The organism is Neisseria sp. 27098_8_158 (assembly GCF_041433145.1).
Classification (GTDB): Bacteria; Pseudomonadota; Gammaproteobacteria; order Burkholderiales; family Neisseriaceae; genus Neisseria; species Neisseria subflava_E.
Map to the genome: position 1 here is coordinate 965,642 of NZ_JAPWAZ010000001.1, position 22,824 is coordinate 988,465.

Consider the following 22,824-nt stretch of genomic DNA (forward strand, 5'->3'; position numbering starts at 1 on the left):
TTAATACCAACCGCGCAGTTTCATTGCTTTCTCAACACGACGGATACTCATCATGTAAGAAGCGGTACGCAGGTCAACATCGTATTCTTGAGCCAAGTTCCAAATATCGCGGAATGCACGGCGCAGAACCACGGTTTCTTTCTCTTGAACTTCGTCAAACTCCCAGTAGTAGCCTTGCAGGTTTTGTACCCATTCGAAATAAGATACAACCACACCGCCGCAGTTTGCCAAAATATCAGGAACAACCAATACGCCGTTTTGACGCAGGATAACGTCGGCTTCAGGAGTAGTCGGGCCGTTTGCGCCTTCAACCACGATTTTCGCGCGGACTTTGCCTGCATTTTCGGAAGTCAATTGGTTTTCCAATGCGCAAGGGGCGAGTACGTCCACATCCAAAGCCAAAAGTTCGGCATTGCTGATTTCTTTACCGTAACCGGCTTCGTTGGTGATGAAGCCTTTTTCTTGGTATTCTTTGAACAGCGCTTCCATATCCAAGCCGTTTTCGTTGTAGATGGCAACGTCAACAGTAGATACGGCAACGACTTTCGCACCGGATTTGTGTGCATAGTAACCGGTGTGGTAGCCCACGTTACCAAAACCTTGAATGGCGTAAGTGGCACCTTTCACGTCTTTGCCCAGTTTTTCCAAAGCTTGGACGGCGGCGAAGTTTACGCCGTAACCAGTGGCTTCGGTACGTGCCAAAGAGCCGCCGAACTCAACCGGTTTGCCGGTAAATACGCCCGGTGCGGAATGTTTTACCACGTTTTCATAGGCATCAACCATCCAAGACATGATTTTGCCGTTGGTGTTTACATCGGGGGCGGGAATGTCGATTTTCTCACCGATCAGCGGAGAAATGGCTTCGGAATAAGCGCGGGCGATGCGTTCCAATTCTGCTTCGGAATAATTGCGCGGATCCAAAGTGATGCCGCCTTTGCCGCCGCCGTAAGGAATACCGGCTACGCAGCATTTGATGGTCATCCAAATAGACAGGGCTTTGACTTCGTCCAGATTCACATTGGGATGGAAGCGCACGCCGCCTTTGTAAGGGCCGACGGCGTTATTGTGTTGGGAACGGTAACCGGTGAAATTTTCTACTGTACCGTTGTCGAGTTTGACAGGGAAGTTCACTTCCAAAACACGTTGCGGCTTTTTCAAGATTTCAAATACTGCCGGGTCGGCATTCAGGCGATCGCAGGCAATTTTTACTTGTTTTTGTGCAATTTCAAACGGATTCAGTGTTTCTTTAACAGCAGATGCGGACATGTATTTTTCCTTTTCATACACATGATTAGACGAGAGCCATACTTGTCACTATATACAAAAACGGGAAAAAATGTAATAGCATGTAGTCAATAAAAAGCAAATCCATTCATTTATATATGAATTTAGTTTGAGGCCGTCTGAAAATATAGACGCCTTGACTCAAAATTTTCAGACGGCCCAGCCCCAATATTTCTCAAACCCTTTCCAAAAACGATACAAACCCTTTGTTTTTCAATACCTACCCAAGCTCCCTTTTTGTTGACAAAATCACTTCCACCCTTCCCAACAGACAACCAATCCTACGCCTGCAAAAATTGTTAACAATTTAAACAAGCAGCCATTGAAAAATCGGCAAAACATCGGCAAATCAGGGAAATAATGCTAAAATAACGCCTTAAATGATATGACAGAAAGCTATTTGATGACCGCTGCTACTTTAGAACACGTTCAAGCCGTTGCTTTTGATTTGGACGGCACTTTATGCGATTCCATTCCGGATTTGACCGCCGCCGCCCAAGCCATGTGCGAATACCTGGGTTTGCCTGTTTTACCCACTCAAACGGTTGAAAGTTATGTCGGCGACGGCATCAGCAAGTTGGTTCATCGCGTCATTACCAATGATCGTGAAAAAGAAGCTGATCCTGAAATCTGGGAAAAAGGTTTTGTGTTCTTTATGAAATATTATCGCGAGCACTTGAGCGACTTTACCCGCCCCTACCCTGAAACTGAAGCCGGTCTCGGCCTGCTCAAGTCCTTGGGTATTCCATTGGTTGTCATTACCAACAAAAACGAAATTCTGGCTGCAGAGCTGCTAAAACAGCTCAATCTCGACGACTATTTCAGCCTGGTTCTCGGCGGCGACAGCCTGACTGAGAAAAAACCCAGCCCATTGCCGCTTCAACATGCGGCCGAAGTTTTGGGCATCGACGTTGCCAATATGCTGATGGTGGGCGACTCCAAAAATGACATTATTGCCGCCAAAGCGGCCGGTTGCTTCAGCATCGGCGTAACCTTCGGCTACGGCGACATGACTTTGCTCTCCCAAGACAAAGCAACCAAACCTGATTTGTTGATTCGCACCCTGCCTGAAATCTACGAAAATCTGCAACCGCAAAAAAACAAAGACGAAGAATAATTCGGCTTTATTTTCAGACGGCCTTTTCGGCTATTTTCCCAATCAGGCCGTCTGAAAATGTAATTCAATGTAGTCACCTCACCTCCGCCATATCCCATGAGACCCCCTAAAACCTTACGTGCCCGTGCCTTGGATATTCTTTCTCGTCAAGAAGTCAGCCGCGTCGGTTTGAAACGCAAACTGGCTCCGCACGCTGAAAGCGAAGAAGAATTGGAAAAGGTTTTGGACGAATTCGCCGAGCGAAATTGGCAATCCGACCAACGTTACGCTGAAGCCTATATTCACAGCAAGAGTAACCGTTACGGCACGCTCCGCCTCAAACAAGCCTTGGCTCAACAAGGTATTGATGCGGATGACTGTCGGGAATTACTACCCGACAGAGAGGACGAGTTGCAAACCGCCATTTCCGTTTTGCGTAAAAAATTCAAGCAAGAAGCTGAAGATTTGAAAGAAAAACAAAAACAAGCGCGTTTCCTTGCGTATCGCGGCTTTGGTGCAGACACCATTCAGACGGCCTTAAAAACCGCATGGAATGAAGAAGAAGACTTCTATCAATAATCATTCCTACTTGAATCTTTACGGCTATCGGCGTACCCTTACGCTTTCATTCAATAATCCAATCAGAGCTTCATCATGTCCGACAAACCACACGATACATCCAACTCCCTACTCGAAGACGAACGCAAAAACCCTGTTTACCGCTTGGGTCAGGCAGTGGCCGGATTCATGTTGCTGGTTTGGGCCGGCGTTTTGGTCTTGGTTTTCTTCTTGGTTTTCCGTTTTTGGTTGAGTTAAATCCAACCTGAAGCATTATTTTTCTTCAAAACAAACTAACAGAGTTTGTTTGTACATACTCAAAAGGCCGTCTGAACATACTTTCAGACGGCCTTTTCTTACTTAGCACACTTATCACAGATTATCCTCGGATTACTTTGCGGATATTCGGATTGGCATGCATTTCATGAACAATCTGATTAACCTGATCCAAGTCCTTGACTTTAATTGTAAATTTAAATTCCACAAAGCCTTCCGTTCCTGCTTGCGCTTTGGTCGGCGTATCGACAGATTCGATATCCGCACCCGAGTTGGAAATCGCTTGCGCCATTGAAGCCAACAAGCCATGTGCATCTTCGGATTTGACGTTGAGAATGGTGCGATATGTTTGATTACGCATACTGTCCCAACTTGCATCCAACTGCTCTTCCGGATCGGCTTTAACCAAAGTTTGACAGGTATCACGGTGAATAATCATGCCCTTGTCTTTGACCAATAAGGCGCGAATCGGATCGCCGGGAATCGGATGGCAACACTCCGCAAAATGAATCCGGCCGGTCTCTTGATCGTTGACTTTAATCGGGCTGAGTTTAACCTCACTGCCGAAATGTTGGCCAGCCAACTCGGCAATATGCATGGCAACGTGAATCGGCAAAGTATGCCCCATACCGACTTTGTAGAGAACTTCTTCAAACGAAGTTTGTTTGGTATTCAAATCGGCAAGGTATTTTTCTTTGAGGTCGTCTGAAAGCAAAACATCTTTAGGCAGCAGGCTGGATAAAGCTTTTTGCAGCAGGTTTTCACCCAAAACAACGGCATCGTGACGATTCAGATTTTTAATGTATTGACGGATGGCGCTGCGCGCACGGCTGGAAACGGTAAAGTTCAGCCATGCCACATTAGGCTTGGCGTGCTCGGAAGTAATGATTTCTACCGTATCGCCGGTTTTCAGTTTGGTACGCAACGGCATCATGACGTTATTGATACGCGCAGCGACGGTTTTATGACCGATATTGGTGTGAACGGCATAGGCAAAGTCAATCGGCGTCGCACCTTTAGGCAAGGTAAGGATATCGCCTTTCGGGGTAACGATATAGACTTCGTTGGGGAACAAATCGACTTTGACATGCTCCAGAAACTCGATGGCATTTGAGCTGCTGGCCTGCAGGTCAAGAATATTTTTCATCCATCGGTTCATATGGAGGACGGCTTGATCCGGAGTATTTTCACCGGATTTGTACATCCAATGGCCGGCAATACCGCCCTCGGCTACGGCATCCATTTCACGCGTACGGATTTGCACTTCGATCGGCAAACCGTAAGGACCGACCAAGGTCGTGTGCAGGCTTTGATAGCCGTTGCTTTTCGGAATGGCGATATAGTCTTTGAAACGGCCGGGCTTGGGTTGGTATAAATTATGCAATGCGCCCAACGCGGCATAACAGGCAGGAATGCTGTTTACAATGACCCGAAAGCCGTAGATATCCATTACTTCGGCAAAACGCAGCTTTTTGTCCAGCATTTTTTGATGGATGCTGTACAAGTTTTTCTCGCGGCCTTTGATTTTGGCTTCAATATTGACACCGACCAAACGCTGACCGAATGCACGCAACACTTTGCCGACGACATCGCGGCGATTTTTGCGGCTGTTGTTCATGGCTTTTTTCAGGGTTTCGTAGCGTCTTGGGTGGAGATTTTGGAACGATAGGTCTTGAAGCTCTTGATACGCATTGTTCAGGCCAATGCGGTTGGCGATTTGAGCATAAATTTCGAGGGTTTCTTTGGCGATGCGGCGGCGTTTTTCCGGACGCATAGAGCCAAGGGTGCGCATATTGTGCAATCGGTCGGCAAGTTTGACGACAATGACGCGCACGTCTTTAGTCATGGCGAGGATAAGTTTGCGGAAACTTTCCGCCTGATGCTCGGCATGATCTTCAAATTTGAGTTTTTCCAGCTTGGAGAGGCCGTCCACCATTTCGGCAATGGTATCGCCGAATTCTGCCGCCATTTCGACTTTGGTTACACCCGTATCTTCCAATACATCGTGCATAACACCCGCGCAGAGGCCTTGAACATCCATGTGCCAAATCGCAAGCTGCGTGGCAACGGCAAGGGGATGGGTGATGTAGGGTTCGCCGCTTTTACGGGTTTGTCCGTCATGGGCGTGAAAAGCGTAGGCAACGGCTCTTTCAAGCTCGGCCTGCTCGTTGGTATTGAGATAGGATGCGGTACGAAACAAAAGCTCGCGCGCTTCTGCTGTCAACGGATCATAAGGGGCGGTAGGCAGTGGGGCTGGCATTTTCAGACGGCCTTTTATGGCTATTTTTAAGCCGTCAGACTGTATCGGTTGTGATATCGCACCGATACAGTCCGCGCGGTGGTTTTATCGGTTTGCCGGTTGGTTTATTTGTTGCGGGTCAGCAGCTCGGTTCCGATTTGTCCAGCAGCGATTTCGCGCAGGGCGGTTACGGTTGGTTTGTTGTTGCGGATGTCGTCAACCAAAGGCGTGTTGCCGTTTTCTAATTGACGTGCACGACGGGCGGCAACGAGGGTAAGGTCGAAGTGGTTAGGGATTTTACCTGTGCAATCTTCAGTAGTAATACGGGCCATGTTTGCTTGCTTTCTTTCTATGTTTCAAATAAAACGGTTATTTTCGCTGTTTTTTACGAATTTTCCAACAGGTTTGAAATAAATCCCTGTTGAGAGGATTTTTTAAGACGGCCTGCTTTAATAATGTGGAACAAATCGGCTTCGGCACGATCCAAATCGTCATTCACGACGACGTAATCGAACAAAACGGATTGCTCAATCTCATGTCGGGCTTTTGAAAGGCGTGTTTGAATAACTTCTTCGCTGTCTGTACCACGGCCGATCAAACGTTGCGCCAATACTTCAAAGGAAGGCGGCAGGATAAAAATACTGCTGGCTTCAGGCAACGATTTACGCACTTGCGCCGCACCTTGCACATCAATTTCCAAAATTACGTCATAGCCCTCTTCACTCAACGAATTCACGCCGGCAATGCTGGTGCCGTAATAATTGCCGAACACATTGGCGTGTTCCAAAAAGGCTCTTTGCTCAATCAGTGATTCAAATTCTTCTTTGGGAACAAAGTGGTAATGCACACCATGTGCCTCACCTTCACGCGGCTGGCGCGTGGTATGAGAAATGGAAACACGGATGTCGTCATGATTTTTCAATAGGCGCGACACCAAGGTCGTTTTACCTGTGCCGGAAGCGGCAGAAATGATGTAAATATTGCCTTTTTTATGATTTTGCATGGTGGTTCAGCCGATGGTATGTATCTGTAAATTATAACACAACACAATGTTTCTCGGAATTTCAGACGGAATGTTGCAAAATTTGGCTATTGTATCGATTAATTTGGCAAGTCCGCATATGACCGCTACAATATCGCGTTAAAAACTTTTTGATTTCGGAATGTCGAGATGTTGATTCATCCTGAAGTAATGGGCGTAGAAGCTTTGGCGGACAAAATCCGTAAAATTGAAAACTGGCCGCAAAAAGGGATTTTGTTTCATGACATTACTCCCGTTTTGCAAAGCGCAGAATATTTCCGCCTGCTGGTCGATTTACTGGTTTACCGCTATATGGGGCAGAAAGTTGATGTCGTGGCAGGCTTGGATGCGCGCGGCTTCATCATTGGTGCGGCTTTGGCCTATCAGCTGAATGTCGGCTTTGTCCCCATCCGCAAAAAAGGCAAACTGCCGTTTGATACGGTTTCTCAAAGTTACGCTTTGGAATATGGCGAAGCAACGGTAGAAATCCATACCGACGCCATCAAGCCGGGCGCACGCGTTTTGTTGGTAGATGATTTGGTGGCAACCGGCGGCACAATGCTGGCAGGTGTCGAGCTGATCCGCAAACTGGGCGGCGAAGTAATCGAAGCGGCTGCCATTTTGGAATTTACCGACTTGGACGGCGGCAAAAAAATCCGTGAAAGCGGCGCGCCGTTATTTACCCTATGCCAAAACAAAGGCTGCATGTAATAAAAAAACCGCAAGCTGATCAGCCTGCGGTTTTTTATGATCAAAATTATTCGAGAACGTATCCGTCCGTATCCCAGAACGTTTTTTTCACCAACTGGTCGTCTTTATAAACCAACTCGGATTTCTTCGCACCATCATCATACCAATCCAAAATAATGCCGCTGCGTTTGCCGTTGCGAATACTCAATTCAGACACAACGCGGCCATTTTCATCCCAACTGATGATCTCCGTCGGTTTGTCATTGCTCATCATCATTTCGGTTTTCGGGCTACCGTCTGAATACCATTGTTTCCAATGACCGTTGGCCTTATCGTGCTTGAATTGGATTTCGCTTTCTTTGACGCCGTTGCGGTAATAACGAGAGCCTACGCCCTCACTCAAGCCGTTTTGATAAGGCATGACCGCAGATTTTTTGCCGTTTGGATACCAGTTAATCCACTCGCCGTGCGGCTTGCCGTTGCGATAGCTGCCAACCATCTTTTTCTGCCCGTTAAAATGCCACAGAGTCAGCGTGCCATTGTCCAGAGCCGGCACAAAAACCTTAATCTGACCAGCAGGTATCTCGTACGGATCAGAATATTTTTTCATTGATGGATAGTAAAAATCCTGAACCTGCGCCTTGCCTGCCGCAATTTTGTATTGGCGGACATAAGCAACCGAAGGCATGGTTGCCGTCAGTTTACCGTTTTGATTGAAATAAACGGTATATTGCTGGGCAAAAGCGACAACGGGCGTACTGAATAAAACAGCAGCCAACAGGCCTGATTTTAAACAATTATTCATAATATTGGGTTTGGCAGTATATGTTCTACAAAAAGTCAGTAATAAAAATCTACCGGCATTTGAATCTATGACAAATATTATAAGCCATAGTTTCAAACCCTGCTTGGATTTCACAACCGACATATCATAGGCGTTTGTATTTTCTTAAAACATTAAAGACATTACAAAATAGAGGCCGTCTGAATTTTTTTCAGACGGCCTCTATTTCAATTACATTAAAACAATTTATTCTTCACCCAACAATTGCTCACGGGTCAACAAGAATACGAACCCGTCGCCACCGCTGGTTTCCAACCAAGTAAACGGCAATTCCGGATAAGCCGCCTCCAATACTTCGCGGTTGTGGCCGATTTCAACCAGCAATACACCTTTCGGATTCAAATATTTCGCAGCCTGCAAAATGATTTGGCGTGTAGCGTCCAAACCATCTTCTCCGCTGCCCAAAGCCAATTCCGGCTCATGCAGGTACTCATCGGGCAATGCTTCCACAGATTCCGCATCAACATAAGGCGGATTGGAAACAATTAAGTCGTAGGTTTCATCCAAACCTTCAAACAAATCGGTATGCACCAAGCTGATGCGGTCTTCCAAGCCATAATCTTCAATATTGATGGCAGCCACTTCCAGCGCATCCAAGCTCAAATCAACGGCATCGATTTGTGCATCAGGATAGTGATGCGCCATTTGAATGGCCAAACAGCCGCTACCGGTACATAAATCCAAAGCTCGATGCACCAACTCATCATGTTCAATCCAAGGACGGATACCGTCGCCAAGCAATTCATAAATAAAAGAACGAGGCACGATGACACGCTCATCGACATAAAAATCAAACTCACCCTGCCATGCCTGATGCGTCAGATACGCAGCAGGAATATGCTCCACTGCGCGGCGTTCGAGAATGGACAATACCTCCTCCTTCTCACTTTGCAACAATTTGGCATCCAAATAAGGCTCCAACGTATCCAACGGCAGATTTAAAGTGTGCAAAATCAGATAGGCTGCCTCGTCATGGGCATTATCGCTTCCGTGTCCGAAAAACAGTCCGGCATCATTAAAACGGCTGACGGCGAAACGCAACAAATCGCGAACAGTGGTCAGCTCTTGAGCAGCTTGCTTAAACATAATGTTTTGTCTTGTCGATTTAAGAATATTGAAATTATAACAGAAAGGCCGTCTGAAAACTTTTCAGACGGCCTTCGATTTAATTCAGCTTAAGATTATTTATCGCGGCTGAATACGATTTTGGTAGCTTGGATAGCAACGCAGACAGCACCACCGATGAAGATCAAGTCAGCAGCGGTACGAACCCAACGCAGGGTATCCAGAATTTCCATTTGCAGGAATTCTTCGCTACGTGCATACCACAGACCGTGAGTGATAGAAGCATAAGCTTGAATCACGCCGACCGGCAACAGGCTGATGGCAATCATACCCACCAGGCCGCCGTTCAACAGCCAGAATGCCCAAGTCATCAGTTTGTCGTCAAATTGAGCATTAGGTTTCAGGTAACGTGCAACCAGCAATACGAAGCCCAGAGCCAAGAAACCGTACACACCGAACAGAGCCGCGTGAGCGTGAACTGCAGTAGTGTTCAGACCTTGAATGTAGAACAGGGAAATCGGCGGGTTAATCAGGAAGCCGAATACGCCGGCACCGATCATGTTCCAGAAGGCAACTGCTACGAAGCACATCAGAGGCCAACGCAGACGTTTCGCCCAGTCGGACAGATGTTGGTAAGACCAGTGTTCGTAAGCTTCACGACCCAGCAGAACCAAAGGTACAACTTCCAAAGCGGAGAAACATGCACCGATTGCCATAGAAGCAGAGGTAGAGCCGGAGAAGTACAAGTGGTGCAATGTACCTGGGATACCACCCAACATGAAGATGGCAGCAGCAGCCAAAGTAGAAGCAGTAGCAGTACTACGGCGGACAAAGCCCATGTTGTAGAAGATGAATGCGAAGGCGGCAGTAGCGAACACTTCGAAGAAACCTTCTACCCACAGGTGAACCACCCACCAACGCCAGTATTCCATCACAGCGATTGGAGATTTTTCACCGTAGAACAGGCCAGGAGCATAGAACACACCCACACCGACCATAGAAGCTACGAAGATAGCCAACAGGTTTTTGTCTGTACCTTTTTCTTTAAAGGCAGAGATAGTACAACGCAGCATCAGGAACAGCCACAACAGCAAGCCGACCATCAGCAACAGTTGCCAGAAGCGACCCAGATCCAAGTATTCGTAACCTTGGTGACCGAACCAGAAGTTCAGCTCAGGCGGAATGATGTGGGTCAAAGCAAAGAAGTTACCTGCATAAGAACCACCGACTACGATGAACAGGGCGATGTACAGGAAGTTCACACCGGCACGTTGGAATTTAGGATCTTTACCGCCGTTCACAATCGGAGCCAAGAACAGACCTGCTGTCAGGAAGCCGGTTGCAATCCAGAAAATAGCGGATTGGATGTGCCAAGTACGGGTCAACGCATATGGGAACCAGTCGGCCATTTCAAAGCCCAAGGCGGTATCGATACCGTAGAAGCCTTGACCTTCGACAGTATAGTGAGCAGTCAAACCACCCAACAGTACTTGTACGACAAACAGCGCAACAGTCAGGAATACATATTTGCCCAACGCTTTTTGAGAAGGAGTCAGTTGTACTTTGGAAATAGGATCCTCAGTAGGTACTTCAACCTCTTCGTGTTTGGTCAAGAAAGAGTAACCCCACATCAGCAAGCCGATACCCATCAGCAACAATACCACGCTGGTGAAGGACCACATGTAGTTTTCAGTAGTCGGTACGTTGTTGATCAAAGGCTCGTGCGGCCAGTTGTTGGTGTAAGTGAAGTTCTCGTCAGGACGGTTGGTCGAAGCAGACCAAGAAGTCCAGAAGAAGAAGTTGAACAGTTTTTCACGCGCTTCTTGGCTTGGCAATGTGTTGTTTTTCATTGCAAAGTGTTCGCGAGTGGTTTGGAACTTAGGATCGTCGCTGTACACACCGTGGTAGTAAGGCAGAATGCTTTCGATCGCTTTCACGCGGGTATCGCTGATAACGACAGAACCGTCTTCCTTAATACGGCTTTGGTTGCGGTATTCGTCAGCCAAACGGGTTTTCAGAACAGCTTGTTCCTCAGGAGAAACTTCGTCAAATTTTTTGCCGTAAGTTTCTTGCGCAGTCTGATCCAACCATGCAACCAGCTCGCGGTGCAGCCAGTCGGCAGTCCAGTCCGGAGCTTGGTATGCACCGTGACCTAATACAGAGCCAACTTCCATACCGCCGGTAGTTTGCCATGCAGATTGACCTGCCAAAATATCGTCTTTGGTCATCAGGACTTTGCCGGATGCAGAAACGACTTGTTCAGGGTATGGCGGAGCCTTTTTATAGACCTCGCTACCCATATAACCAAGAATGGTAAAGCATACTGCCAGTACGGCAAACAGCAAGTACCAAAGCTTCTTGTACTGTCCCATTTTGAGTACTCCTTGATTTTGGTAAAAAGTGGTTGGGTATTAATTCATCAAATATGAATGTTAAAGATTGTATCACGGTTTTAAAAGTAAAGAAATATTTTGTCAATAATATTCCTTTAAAACCATTAACTTACATGATATTGATTCCTATTATCCTGTATAACTCCTCCTTTGTTATATTTTGTGTTAAGCCCACACTAACATTTTCACACAAAAATAAACTTTTCGGTTTAGTTTTTTATACTACTAAAGGAGTATTTAAGGATTAAAAGATTCATATTCATTGAACAATTTGATTTATGTCAAAATACACCCAAACAAGCGCCTACATAATCATACAAAATTTCAAACCATCCTATCAGGATACTTAACTTTTCTTACAATAAGGAAACTTTAAACATGAAACGCCAAACCTTAGCTGCACTTATCGCTTCTGTATTTGCACTGGCCGCATGCGGCGAACAAGCTGCTAAACCAGCTGAAACTCCGGCTGCCACCGCTTCTGCCGAAGCTCCTGCTGCTGCTTCTGACTCACAAGCTGCTGCCGAGACTCCTTCTTCAGAATTGCCTGTAGTCGATGCCATCATGACTCACGCTCCGGAAGTTCCACCTGCAATCGATCGCGATCATCCGGCTAAAGTACGCGTTAAAATGGAAACCGTCGAAAAAACCATGACTATGGAAGACGGTGTTGAATACCACTACTGGACATTCAACGGCGACGTTCCGGGCCAAATGATCCGTGTACGCGAAGGCGATACCGTAGAAGTAGAATTCTCTAACAATCCTTCTTCTACCGTTCCTCACAACGTTGACTTCCACGCTGCTACCGGTCAAGGCGGTGGTGCAGAAGCTTCTTTCACTGCCCCAGGCCACACTTCTACTTTCAGCTTTAAAGCTCTGCAAGCCGGTTTGTACATTTACCACTGTGCCGTTGCTCCTGTCGGTATGCACATCGCCAACGGTATGTACGGTTTGATCTTGGTTGAACCTAAAGAAGGCCTGCCTAAAGTGGACAAAGAGTTCTACATCGTACAAGGCGACTTCTATACTAAAGGTAAAAAAGGTGCTCAAGGCCTGCAACCTTTCGATATGGATAAAGCGATTGCCGAACAACCTGAATACGTTGTATTCAACGGTCACGTAGGCTCTATCGCCGGCGATAACGCCCTGAAAGCCAAAGCTGGTGAAACTGTTCGTATGTACGTTGGTAACGGTGGTCCTAACTTGGTATCTTCTTTCCACGTTATCGGCGAAATCTTCGACAAAGTATATGTTGAAGGTGGTAAACTGATTAACGAAAACGTACAAAGCACTGTGATTCCTGCCGGTGGTGCCGCCATGATCGAATTCAAAGTCGATATTCCAGGCAGCTACACTGTGGTTGACCACTCTATCTTCCGTGCGTTCAACAAAGGTGCTTTGGGTCAATTGAAAGTTGAGGGTGATGAAAACCCTGAAATCATGACCAAAAAACTGAGCGACACCGTTTACCAACCTGCCGGTGCTGCCGCTTCTGCTCCAGCAGCTGCGTCTGCCGCACCTGCTGCTTCTGAAGCCGCTAAATAATCCCTCGGTTTAATACGCCAAGCCACTGCTACTCTTCTCTTAGAGTCGCAGTGGCTTCCATCACAATTAATCTTCCCATTCAATCAGACAGATTGATTTTTCAGACGGCCTTGTTATGATTAGGCTATCTCAAAAATGAATTTTCTGTTTTCAAACGATAATAAGGGCGTACCATGAAACTCATACGACTCCTCCTCTTAGGCAGTGCCTTAATCTGCGGCAATACATTTGCAGCCGAAATGGTAAAAATCGAAGGAGGCAGCTATCGCCCTCTCTATCTCAAAAAAGAAACTTCCCTTATTAAAGTCAAGCCCTTCCAACTTGACAAATATCCTGTAACCAATGCCGAATTCGCCGAATTTTTGAAAACACATCCACAATGGCAAAAAGACAAAATCAGCTCTAAACAAGCTGAAAAAGCTTACCTGAAACATTGGGTAAAAAACGGCAGCAACAGTTATGCGCCTAAAGCCAGCGAACTCAAACATCCAGTAACCAATGTTTCATGGTTTGCCGCCAATGCCTACTGCGTTTCCAAAGGCAAACGCCTGCCGACTATTGACGAGTGGGAATTTGCAGGCTTGGCCTCTGCCACTCAAAAAGACGGCTCTGCCGAACCCGGCTACAACCGTACCATCTTGGATTGGTATGCAGACGGCGGCCGCAACGGCCTGCACGACATTGGTAAAAACAAACCCAACTACTGGGGCGTATACGATATGCACGGCCTGATTTGGGAATGGACTGAAGACTTTAATAGCAGCCAACTCTCAGCCGGCTCATCCAACACACAAATGTTCTGTAGCGGCGCATCCGTAGGCTCAAGCGACCCATCCAACTATGCTGCTTTCTTGCGCTACGGCATCCGTACCAGCCTGCAATCCAAATATGTTTTAAATAACTTAGGCTTCCGCTGCGCAAGCAAATAAAGTTTAGTTTTATCACCAAAGCAGCTTTGGCGGTACTGGAAGGTATCGCCGCTTTTTTTGGCCGTCTGAAAAGATGTGGCACACAAAGACAAATTGTGGCATAATCCGCCCGTCTTTATAAAAAGGCACTTAGGAGTTTGCTTAGGTCGTTTGGCTTGGCAAACTTGTCCGAACCTGAAAAGGTTCTTTTATTTTCGGAGTTATCCATCATGGCATTGACCGTAGAACAAAAAGCACAAATTGTTAAAGATTTCCAACGCAAAGAAGGCGATACCGGTTCTTCTGAAGTACAAGTCGCTCTATTGACTTTCCGTATCAACGACCTGACTCCTCACTTCAAAGCCAACCCTAAAGACCACCACAGCCGTCGCGGCCTGTTGAAAATGGTTAGCCAACGTCGTCGCCTGCTGTCTTACCTGCGCCGTACTCAGCCTGATACTTACCGTACACTGATTACCCGCCTGGGTCTGCGTAAATAATTTATGCTTAAAATCAACACCGCCTTTGGGCGGTGTTTTTATTCATATGCCCATGCCGTCTGAAACATAGGCTCACTCTGTGTTATACTTCCACACGCTTAAGCAGCAAGGCTTAAACTCCCAATCACTCCTTAAAGCTCCCATCAAAGCGAGAATCTGAATTGTCTGTTCATTCCATGTTGCACTCAGGAAAATTTTGGCTGAAAACCCTGGTTTTCAGCATTACCGCGCTTTTATGCCTCGCGGCGGTATTGAGTGCCTTAATGTTCCGCATATTCAACACAGAAAACATCGACGCATTCATACAAAAAAACTTTTCCGCCCATGGCTGCCAAATCAAATACAACGCCACTATCGGCAGAAAATGGCTGCCGCGCCCCACGCTGATTTTAAAAGACCTCAGCCTTTCCTCTTCCGAACCTGACACGCCGACGCTGAACATCGCCGAGTCCAAAATGGGCTTTGGCTGGAGCAGCCTATGGTCGGATGCCCCCATTCTTGAGAAATGGATTCTTTTAAACCCGACACTGACACTGGACTCAAAACACCATCTGCCCGCCTGCCTGCAACAAGACCCATCGTCAAAAGAAAGTTTTCAGCTCAACCGCATCATCATCAATAACGGCAGCATCCGTTATCACACTAAAGAGCAAAATATTGCCTTAAACAATCTGCAATTTTCCCTGCAGCAAGCCGATTCAGACGGCCATCCCTTCGACATCAGCGGCACACTGCAAAACATCGGCAACTCCATCAGTTGGCAAGGCGTCGGTCATCTTGTACAAGATGATGCCGGCTGGAGCGTTCCCGCCCTCAAATTGAACCTGCAAACCGTATTACTCAAAAACAAGCTGGATGCCCAAATCGCAGGCAGCCTTAATTGGCAAAACCAAACCGCCCTACTCCGCGACTTCAATCTGCAAGCCGAAAGCGGCTTTCAAAACTTGCATATCAACGCACGTTCTCCCCTATTGCAATTCAAAAACGGCTATTTACACCTTAATACACTAAACGGCGCATTGACTGCCGGCAGCGAAAACAACCAATGGGACGGCTCATTCAAACTGGACAAAGCCAACCTCTACGCAACCGTTTTAACCGCCGCCAATTTTGAACTCAAAGGCAGCCATAAAAACGACCGCCTCCAAACCAACTTTACCTTTTCCAGCCCGTTGGTTTGGCAAAAAGGCAAAGGCATCGATGCGCCCAAACTGCACCTCAGCACCCTGCAAGACACCATCAACCGCCTTCCCCGTCCACGCTTCATCAGCACACTCGAAGGGCAGGCCAACTTCAGCCTGAACACATGGGAAGGCCGTCTGAAAGGCGCATTTGACAGGCAGGCCCTTGCCTTGGCCTTTAAATACCAACGCGATGCCCAACCGCGTCCGCACCTTGACGCCGGTATCGCCTTACAAAAACTTAATCTGACCCCTTACTTGGAAGATCTGAAAACCCAGCCATCACTGAATCTTCCTTCCCTGCTGGCCAAATCCTGGCTGCCCGACATTGAGGCCAACCTCCAAATCGGCACCATTCAAACTGCCGGCCTGCAACTTGAAAACGTCGAATCCCTGCTTACCGCAGATAAAGAACATATCGCCCTGCACCGTTTCAAAGCCGGGCTTTATGGCGGCAAAACAGAGGGCGGACTGAGTATTACAGCCACCCAACCCGCTTCTTACCACCTTCAGCAAAACGCAAAAGGCATACAAATTCAGCCGCTGCTGCAAGACTTGTTTGGCTTCCACAGCTTTAGCGGCAGCGGCGACGCCGTTATCGACATTCAAACTTCCGGCAACGACCGCGCCCAAATGATACAAGCCCTAAACGGCAGCCTGCTCCTCGATATTACCAACGGCGCATGGCACGGTATCGATATGGACAGCATTCTGAAAAACGGCATCTCTTCGGAAAAAATTGACAACAGCAACCTCAAAACCCCTTTCCATCATTTCATCCTCAATAGCGAAATCGAGAAAGGCATCAGCCATCATATCAATACCGAACTGTTTTCCGACAGCCTGCACGTTGTCAGCAGCGGCTATACCGATTTGAATACCCAAAAGCTGTCCGAAAACCTGCTTATCAGCAACGTACTACAACCCAAAAACAAACCGATTCCCCTCAAAATCGGCGGAACCGTACAAAACCCTTCCATTACCCTTGATTACAGCCGTTTGACCAATGGCATGAACACACCGGCAGAAAAACAAAAAGCCCTGCAAGAAACCATACAAGAACAATGGAAGTGGCTCAAACCACGCTAAATTTTCAAATTAAAGGCCGTCTGAAACCTAAAAAGTTTCAGACGGCCTTTTAACAGATGTGTTGTCAGAATAAGATGTTTACTTAGGAATGACCATATACACAATCAGTGCAACAATGACGGCAGACCATACGGTCAACATTATCAAGCCTTTTTGGGAGAGTTTTCTTTTTCTCCAATCGAGCCTCAATATTTCTACCGTACCCTCAAACATTGCCCCAATCATTTCCATCACGATTTGAAGTATAAATTCCAATAGAAATGACATCTACAAACCCAAACGCTCCCAAATCTCATCGATTTTGGCCGTAACGGCAGTGTCTTTTTTGATCACCCGACCCCATTCGCGGTTGGTTTCACCCGGCCACTTGTTGGTCGCATCCAAACCCATTTTGCCGCCGAGTCCGCTGACAGGGCTGGCGAAATCCAGATAGTCGATAGGCGTATTTTCCATCAAAACAGTGTCGCGTACGGGATCCATGCGCGTGGTGACTGCCCAGATGACTTCTTTCCAGTCGCGCACGTTCACATCGTCATCCACCACGATGATGAATTTGGTGTACATAAACTGGCGCAGGAACGACCAGCAGCCCATCATCACGCGCTTGGCGTGTCCGGCGTACTGTTTTTTCATGCTGACCACCGCCATGCGGTAGGAACAGCCTTCGGGCGGCAGGTAGAAATCGGTGATTTCGGGAAACTGCTTTTGCAAAAGCGGCACGAACACTTCGTTCAATGCCACGCCCAAAACAGCGGGTTCATCGGGCGGTTTGCCCGTGTAGGTGGAGTGGTAAATCGGGTTTTCACGCATGGTGATGCGCTCGACCGTGAATACGGGGAAGTGATCCTGCTCGTTGTAATAGCCCGTGTGGTCGCCGTATGGGCCTTCCAACGCGGTTTCGTTTGGATGAATCACGCCTTCCAATACAATTTCGGCACGGGCAGGCACTTGCAAATCATTGCCGATACATTTCACCAGCTCCGTCCGCGAACCGCGCAGCAGTCCGGCAAACTGGTATTCACTCAAGGTATCGGGAACAGGCGTTACCGCACCCAAAATGGTGGCGGGGTCGCAACCGAGGACAACGGCGACGGGATACGGCGTGTCAGGATTGAGTTTGCGGAATTCCTGATAATCCAGCGCGCCGCCGCGATGCGACAGCCAGCGCATAATCAGCTTGTTTTTGCCGATTAACTGCTGACGGTAAATGCCTAAGTTCTGGCGTTTTTTGTACGGCCCGCGCGTAACGGTCAAGCCCCATGTGACCAGTGGCGCAACGTCTTCCGGCCAGCAATGTTGAATCGGAAGTTGATACAAATCAACGTCGTCACCTTCCCACACAACTTCCTGACACGGCGCATTTTTCACCACGTTCGGCGCCATGCTCCAAATGTCTTTCAGCAGCGGCAGTTTGGAAAACGCATCTTTAATGCCTTTGGGCGGTTCGGGTTCTTTCAAATACGCCAGCGTCTGCCCGATTTCGCGCAGCTTGGACACACTGTCCGCCCCCATGCCCAGCGCCACGCGTTCGGACGTGCCGAATAAATTCGCCAACACGGGATAATCGTAGCGCGTACCGTCAGGCTTAATCGGGTTTTCAAACAGCAACGCCGGCCCCTCGGCGCGCAGCACGCGGTCGGCGATTTCGGTCATTTCCAAATGCGGCGACACCGGATGTTGAATGCGCTTGAGTTTGCCATCGGCTTCCAATCCGGCGATAAATTCTCGCAAATCTCTGTATTTCATGATTTCATTTTCCTGAACAGGCCGTCTGAAAACAGACCGCCATTTCGGGTTTGAAAGATAAACCAGTGGCTATTGTACCTGCCAAATCCGTCCATATCCCAACTTTCCGCGTCCGAATTTCCATATTTTTTGCAAACTACCGTCAAATTTGAACAATATCTGCTTGTGATTGCTTTCAGACGGCCTTATCTTTGGTAGAATTCCAACTTAATCCAGTTATCAATCAATATCTATCGTGGGACGGCGGCCATGTTTGCATTTTTAGAATCTTTTTTCGTTGAATACGGCTATGCGGCCGTGTTTTTCGTTTTGGTTATTTGCGGCTTCGGCGTGCCGATTCCTGAAGATTTGACGCTGGTAACCGGCGGCGTGATTTCCGGCCTGGGTTATACCAACTCACATATTATGTTTGCCGTTGGTATGCTCGGCGTATTGGTAGGTGACGGCTTTATGTTTGCGGCCGGCCGGATTTGGGGGCAAAAAATCCTTAAATTCAAACCGATTGCACGCGTGATGACGCCCAAACGCTATGCCCAAGTACAGGAAAAATTCGACAAATACGGAAACTGGGTTTTATTCGTCGCCCGATTCCTGCCCGGCCTGCGTACCGCTGTTTTCGTGACTGCAGGCATCAGCCGCAAGGTTTCCTACCTGCGCTTTATCCTGATGGACGGCTTGGCCGCGCTGATTTCCGTTCCGGTTTGGATTTATCTAGGCGAATACGGCGCACGCAATACCGACTGGTTGATGGAAAAAATGCACAGCCTGCAATCCGGTATCTTTACCGTACTGGGCATCGGCGCAGTCATCGTCGGCTGGATTTGGTGGAGAAAACACCGCCGCCATACCTTCTTCCGTGAAAAACTGCACGAAAAACGCGCGGCAAAAGCCAAAAAACAAGCCAATCAATAAACCATTCCAGGCCGTCTGAAACACTTCCCCTCTTTCAGACGGCCTCAATCATTCATCAGAAACACCATGAAACAAAAAATCTTTGTCCTCTACACCGGCGGCACCATCGGCATGACCCAAAGCAGCGCCGGCCTGCGCCCCGACACCGCTCTCGTCGATAAAGCCCTTGCCCCCTTTTCAGACGGCCTTGATTTCGAATGGCACGTTTGCCAGCCGCTCATCGATTCTTCCGCGGTAACGCTGAAAAACCAACGCAACTGGCTGGAGCTTATTATCGCCAATCTGCCTGACTATGACGGAATTTTGGTGTTGCACGGCACGGATACCATGGCATACACCGCCAACCTCTTCGCCCTTTCGCTGCAAGGCTTGGACAAACCCGTTATCCTGACCGGCTCACAATGGCCTTACGATGCCGCCAACAGCGATGCGCCGCGCAACCTTGCCACTGCCGTTTCCGCTTTCTCGCTCAAGCTCAAACAAGTGGCCATTGCCTTTGACGGCAAACTCTTCCCCTCCGTCGGCAGCAGCAAGGTCAGCACCGAGACCGCCGCAGGTTTTGACAACCTGCATTTTGGCGCACTCGCCGAATGGGAGGAAAACCAAGGTTGGCACAATATCCGTACCGCCCTGACCCAACATTCAGACGGCCTCAAACCGCGTCTTCCAAATCCTGAAGCCAAAGTTTCCGTCCGCACGCTGATTCCCGGTTATGCCACGCAAGAGCTTTTAGACGGCCTGCCCCACCTTTCCACCCAAGCCCTAATCCTGCAAAGCTACGGCCACGGCAATGCGCCGAGTAATGATGCGTTTGTCCGAGCCGTTCAAGCCTTTACGCAACAAGGCAAGTTGCTGCTCAACATCAGCCAAGTGCCGCAAGGTTGCGCCGCCGCCGTCTATGCCCAAGGCAATGCTTTGCGTCAGGCAGGCATCATCAACGGCGGCAAATGCAATCTTGAAACCGCCACTGCATTGATGACCCTTGCCGTATCGCATGACTGGAATGCGGATAAGGTGCAACAAGAATTGAGACAATTAAATCTGCTGTAAACCGCTATTTAATATGACTTTTACCGACACCCACTGCCATCTTGCCGATCCTAAGCTTGCCGACACGCTGCCTGCCGTGCTTGCCGAAGCGCAAGCCGTCGGCGTAGCTCGTTTTATCGTACCGGCTACATCTCCGAAAGATTGGCAGGCAGTTGCGCAGTTGGAGAGGCCGTCTGAAAATATCCATATCGCTTTAGGCATCCATCCATGGTTTGCAGACGGTCTCAACGAAGCGGCATTCCAAGAGTTAGAGTCCGAATTAATCCGGCATCCGCAAGCATGGGTTGGCGAAATCGGCTTGGATTTTTATGGCAAAGAGCAAACCCAAGCCCAACGCGACACGCAAACCGACGCCTTTATCCGCCAACTCATCCTCGCCCAAAACCTCAACCGCTGCGTCATCATCCACAATCTGAAAGCCACCGCCGCCATTGCCGCCGCCGTCAAAACCGCCGGTTTCACACGAGGCGGTATCGTTCATGCCTTCTCCGGCAGCGTGGAAGAAGCGCGGATTCTGGTGAAACTCGACTTCAAAATCGGCATAGGCTCGCTGTTGCTCAATCCCAATGCCAAAAAAGTCCGTGCCGCCTTACAAGCCTTAGATGACACGGATTTCGTTCTCGAAACCGACAGCCCCTTTATGCTCGGCCATGAAACCAATACACCGGCCAACATCCGCCGTATCGCCGAAATCGCGGCCGAACTGCGCGGCGTACCGCTGGCACAACTGTCTGAAATCACCGAGCAAAACGTGGATTCCCTGCTCCATACTTCCCCTTAATATGTCGACCTCAAGGCATCAAAAAGCCTTGCCCAGCCATTTCGTTTCCAAACCGACACACTCTGCCCTCCCTACCCCATATTCATGAATAAAAAGCGATACAAGGCCGTCTGAAAAAATGTTTTTGGCACAAAATATCGTTCACTCCGTCATCTCGGCTTTTTAACACCGTATTTTCCCTTTGATTGATAAAAAGTATTACGCATATTATTGGGCAAACTTTTTATTTACGTTAAAATATGCCTTTTTTTGATAATAAGGCCGTCTGAAAAAGGCGGAAACTAATTATGGCTGAACAACATACACACGCTTCCACCTGGAAGAGCAAAATCAATGCTCTCGGCCCGGGTATCATGATGGCTTCGGCGGCAGTCGGCGGCTCGCACCTGATTGCCTCCACGCAGGCAGGCGCACTTTACGGCTGGCAGCTTGCGCTGATTATCATTCTGACCAACCTGTTCAAATACCCGTTTTTCCGCTTCAGCGCACATTACACGCTGGATACGGGCAAAAGTCTGATTGAGGGCTATGCCGAAAAAAGCCGCGTTTATTTGTGGGTATTTTTGATTTTATGTATTGCATCGGCAACGATTAATGCCGGCGCGGTCGCCATCGTTACCGCCGCCATCGTCAAAATGGCGATCCCGTCGCTGACTTTCGATGCCGGCATGGTGTCCGTCATGATTATGGTTTCCTGCCTGCTGATTTTGGCAAGCGGCCGCTATAAAGCATTGGACAACGTTTCCAAAATTATCATCGTCAGCCTGACCATCGCCACCGTCGCCGCAGCAGCCGTGGCCATGTCTCGCGGCATGCAGATGAAACCCGACTTTATCGAGCCGACCCCGTGGACACTGGCAGGCTTGGGCTTCCTCATCGCGCTGATGGGCTGGATGCCTGCACCGATTGAAATTTCCGCCATCAACTCTTTGTGGGTTACCGAAAAACAACGCATCAACCCTTCCAGCTACCGCGACGGCATTTTTGACTTCAACGTCGGCTACATTACCAGCGCGATTTTGGCGGTCGTTTTCCTCGCCTTGGGTGCATATGTACAATACGGCAACGGCGAGGAAGTGCAAATGGCGGGCGGCAAATATGTCGGCCAGCTGATTAATATGTACGCTGTGACCATCGGCGACTGGTCTCGTCCATTAGTGGCATTTATTGCTTTCGCCTGCATGTACGGCACCACCATTACCGTAGTGGACGGCTACGCCCGCGCGATTGCCGAACCGGTACGCCTGCTGCGCGGCAAAGACAAAACCGGCAATGCCGAATTGTTTGCTTGGAACGTCTGGGTTGCAGGCTCAGGCTTGGCTGTAATTTTCTGGTTCAACAGCGCGATGGCGGAACTGCTCAAGTTCGCTATGATTACCGCCTTCGTTGCCGCCCCAGTGTTCGCTTGGTTGAACTACCGCCTCGTAAAAGGTGACAAACGCCACAAACTGACCATGGGCATGAACTTCCTCGCCATTATCGGTTTGATTTATTTGACCGGCTTTACCGTTTTGTTCCTGCTGAACCAAACAGGCATTTTGGCTGCGCCTAAATAAGCCCATATAAAAAAGGCCGTCTGAAACTTAAAAACAGGTTTCAGACGGCCTTTCCAATCCATCATATCTTTTTGAATTTTCATTCAA

At 48.3% G+C, this 22,824-nt stretch carries 20 protein-coding genes; 12 read left to right on the forward strand and 8 right to left on the reverse strand.

Features of this window, described 5'->3' with window-relative positions:
• Complete coding sequence (locus O3681_RS04665; protein ID WP_003745834.1) at nt 1–1,266, reverse strand: Glu/Leu/Phe/Val dehydrogenase; 1,266 nt, start codon at nt 1,264–1,266, stop codon at nt 1–3.
• Nucleotides 1,267–1,687: 421 nt separating this feature from the next.
• On the opposite strand from O3681_RS04665, the gene O3681_RS04670 reads away from it, so the two are divergent.
• The 3 genes from O3681_RS04670 (at nt 1,688) to O3681_RS04680 (ending at nt 3,196) form a co-directional block, all read left to right on the forward strand.
• On the forward strand, nt 1,688–2,401 hold the full coding sequence (locus tag O3681_RS04670; RefSeq protein WP_371459477.1) for a phosphoglycolate phosphatase: 714 nt from the start codon (nt 1,688–1,690) through the stop codon (nt 2,399–2,401).
• A gap of 96 nt (nt 2,402–2,497) precedes the next feature.
• The gene (gene recX / locus O3681_RS04675) at nt 2,498–2,959 is read left to right on the forward strand and encodes a recombination regulator RecX (RefSeq protein WP_003745830.1); all 462 of its coding nucleotides are present in this window, start codon (nt 2,498–2,500) and stop codon (nt 2,957–2,959) included.
• Between the two features lie 75 nt (nt 2,960–3,034).
• Entirely contained in the window at nt 3,035–3,196 is a 162-nt protein-coding gene (locus O3681_RS04680) for a hypothetical protein (RefSeq protein WP_371459394.1), read from the forward strand.
• Nucleotides 3,197–3,317: 121 nt separating this feature from the next.
• On the opposite strand, the gene O3681_RS04685 is transcribed toward O3681_RS04680, so the two are convergent.
• The 3 genes from O3681_RS04685 to gmk all read right to left on the reverse strand — a co-directional run bounded on the left by O3681_RS04685 (nt 3,318) and on the right by gmk (nt 6,456).
• On the reverse strand, nt 3,318–5,474 hold the full coding sequence (locus O3681_RS04685) for a bifunctional (p)ppGpp synthetase/guanosine-3',5'-bis(diphosphate) 3'-pyrophosphohydrolase (protein ID WP_371459395.1): 2,157 nt from the start codon (nt 5,472–5,474) through the stop codon (nt 3,318–3,320).
• 104 nt (nt 5,475–5,578) lie between these two features.
• Nucleotides 5,579–5,785 (reverse strand): DNA-directed RNA polymerase subunit omega, encoded by a 207-nt coding sequence (gene rpoZ / locus O3681_RS04690; RefSeq protein WP_003682294.1) that lies wholly within the window; start codon nt 5,783–5,785, stop codon nt 5,579–5,581.
• A 53-nt stretch (nt 5,786–5,838) separates the two neighbouring features.
• Complete coding sequence (gene gmk, locus O3681_RS04695) at nt 5,839–6,456, reverse strand: guanylate kinase (protein ID WP_003686079.1); 618 nt, start codon at nt 6,454–6,456, stop codon at nt 5,839–5,841.
• A gap of 168 nt (nt 6,457–6,624) precedes the next feature.
• On the opposite strand from gmk, the gene O3681_RS04700 reads away from it, so the two are divergent.
• Nucleotides 6,625–7,185, forward strand: coding sequence for an adenine phosphoribosyltransferase (locus O3681_RS04700; protein WP_003682296.1), 561 nt, complete (start codon nt 6,625–6,627; stop codon nt 7,183–7,185).
• A 46-nt stretch (nt 7,186–7,231) separates the two neighbouring features.
• Here O3681_RS04700 and O3681_RS04705 read toward each other — a convergent pair whose 3' ends face one another.
• From O3681_RS04705 to O3681_RS04715, 3 genes are all read right to left on the reverse strand, one after another.
• On the reverse strand, nt 7,232–7,969 hold the full coding sequence (locus O3681_RS04705; RefSeq protein ID WP_371459396.1) for a toxin-antitoxin system YwqK family antitoxin: 738 nt from the start codon (nt 7,967–7,969) through the stop codon (nt 7,232–7,234).
• Between the two features lie 225 nt (nt 7,970–8,194).
• The gene (gene prmB, locus O3681_RS04710) at nt 8,195–9,094 is read right to left on the reverse strand and encodes a 50S ribosomal protein L3 N(5)-glutamine methyltransferase (protein WP_049322128.1); all 900 of its coding nucleotides are present in this window, start codon (nt 9,092–9,094) and stop codon (nt 8,195–8,197) included.
• A gap of 95 nt (nt 9,095–9,189) precedes the next feature.
• Complete coding sequence (locus tag O3681_RS04715; protein ID WP_371459397.1) at nt 9,190–11,445, reverse strand: nitric-oxide reductase large subunit; 2,256 nt, start codon at nt 11,443–11,445, stop codon at nt 9,190–9,192.
• 399 nt (nt 11,446–11,844) lie between these two features.
• On the opposite strand from O3681_RS04715, the gene nirK reads away from it, so the two are divergent.
• From nirK to O3681_RS04735, 4 genes are all read left to right on the forward strand, one after another.
• A complete protein-coding gene (gene nirK, locus O3681_RS04720; RefSeq protein WP_371459398.1) occupies nt 11,845–13,014 on the forward strand; it encodes a copper-containing nitrite reductase in 1,170 nt (389 codons plus the stop codon).
• A 173-nt stretch (nt 13,015–13,187) separates the two neighbouring features.
• On the forward strand, nt 13,188–13,943 hold the full coding sequence (locus tag O3681_RS04725; protein WP_003745813.1) for a formylglycine-generating enzyme family protein: 756 nt from the start codon (nt 13,188–13,190) through the stop codon (nt 13,941–13,943).
• 209 nt (nt 13,944–14,152) lie between these two features.
• Nucleotides 14,153–14,422, forward strand: a complete 270-nt coding sequence (rpsO, locus tag O3681_RS04730; RefSeq protein ID WP_003679932.1) for a 30S ribosomal protein S15 — start codon at nt 14,153–14,155, stop codon at nt 14,420–14,422.
• A gap of 176 nt (nt 14,423–14,598) precedes the next feature.
• On the forward strand, nt 14,599–16,692 hold the full coding sequence (locus tag O3681_RS04735) for an AsmA family protein (RefSeq protein ID WP_371459399.1): 2,094 nt from the start codon (nt 14,599–14,601) through the stop codon (nt 16,690–16,692).
• Nucleotides 16,693–16,959: 267 nt separating this feature from the next.
• Here O3681_RS04735 and ubiD read toward each other — a convergent pair whose 3' ends face one another.
• Nucleotides 16,960–18,438, reverse strand: coding sequence for a 4-hydroxy-3-polyprenylbenzoate decarboxylase (gene ubiD / locus O3681_RS04740; RefSeq protein ID WP_371459400.1), 1,479 nt, complete (start codon nt 18,436–18,438; stop codon nt 16,960–16,962).
• Nucleotides 18,439–18,687: 249 nt separating this feature from the next.
• On the opposite strand from ubiD, the gene O3681_RS04745 reads away from it, so the two are divergent.
• The 4 genes from O3681_RS04745 to O3681_RS04760 all read left to right on the forward strand — a co-directional run bounded on the left by O3681_RS04745 (nt 18,688) and on the right by O3681_RS04760 (nt 22,737).
• Nucleotides 18,688–19,350, forward strand: a complete 663-nt coding sequence (locus O3681_RS04745; RefSeq protein WP_371459401.1) for a DedA family protein — start codon at nt 18,688–18,690, stop codon at nt 19,348–19,350.
• A 66-nt stretch (nt 19,351–19,416) separates the two neighbouring features.
• Nucleotides 19,417–20,400: an asparaginase gene (locus O3681_RS04750; RefSeq protein ID WP_371459402.1), complete on the forward strand. Its 984-nt coding sequence runs from the start codon at nt 19,417–19,419 to the stop codon at nt 20,398–20,400.
• A gap of 13 nt (nt 20,401–20,413) precedes the next feature.
• Nucleotides 20,414–21,181 carry a TatD family hydrolase gene (locus O3681_RS04755; protein WP_371459403.1) on the forward strand — a complete coding sequence of 256 codons (768 nt, stop codon included), beginning with the start codon at nt 20,414–20,416 and terminating at the stop codon, nt 21,179–21,181.
• 287 nt (nt 21,182–21,468) lie between these two features.
• The gene (locus O3681_RS04760) at nt 21,469–22,737 is read left to right on the forward strand and encodes an Nramp family divalent metal transporter (RefSeq protein WP_070504437.1); all 1,269 of its coding nucleotides are present in this window, start codon (nt 21,469–21,471) and stop codon (nt 22,735–22,737) included.
• Nucleotides 22,738–22,824: the final 87 nt, after the last annotated feature.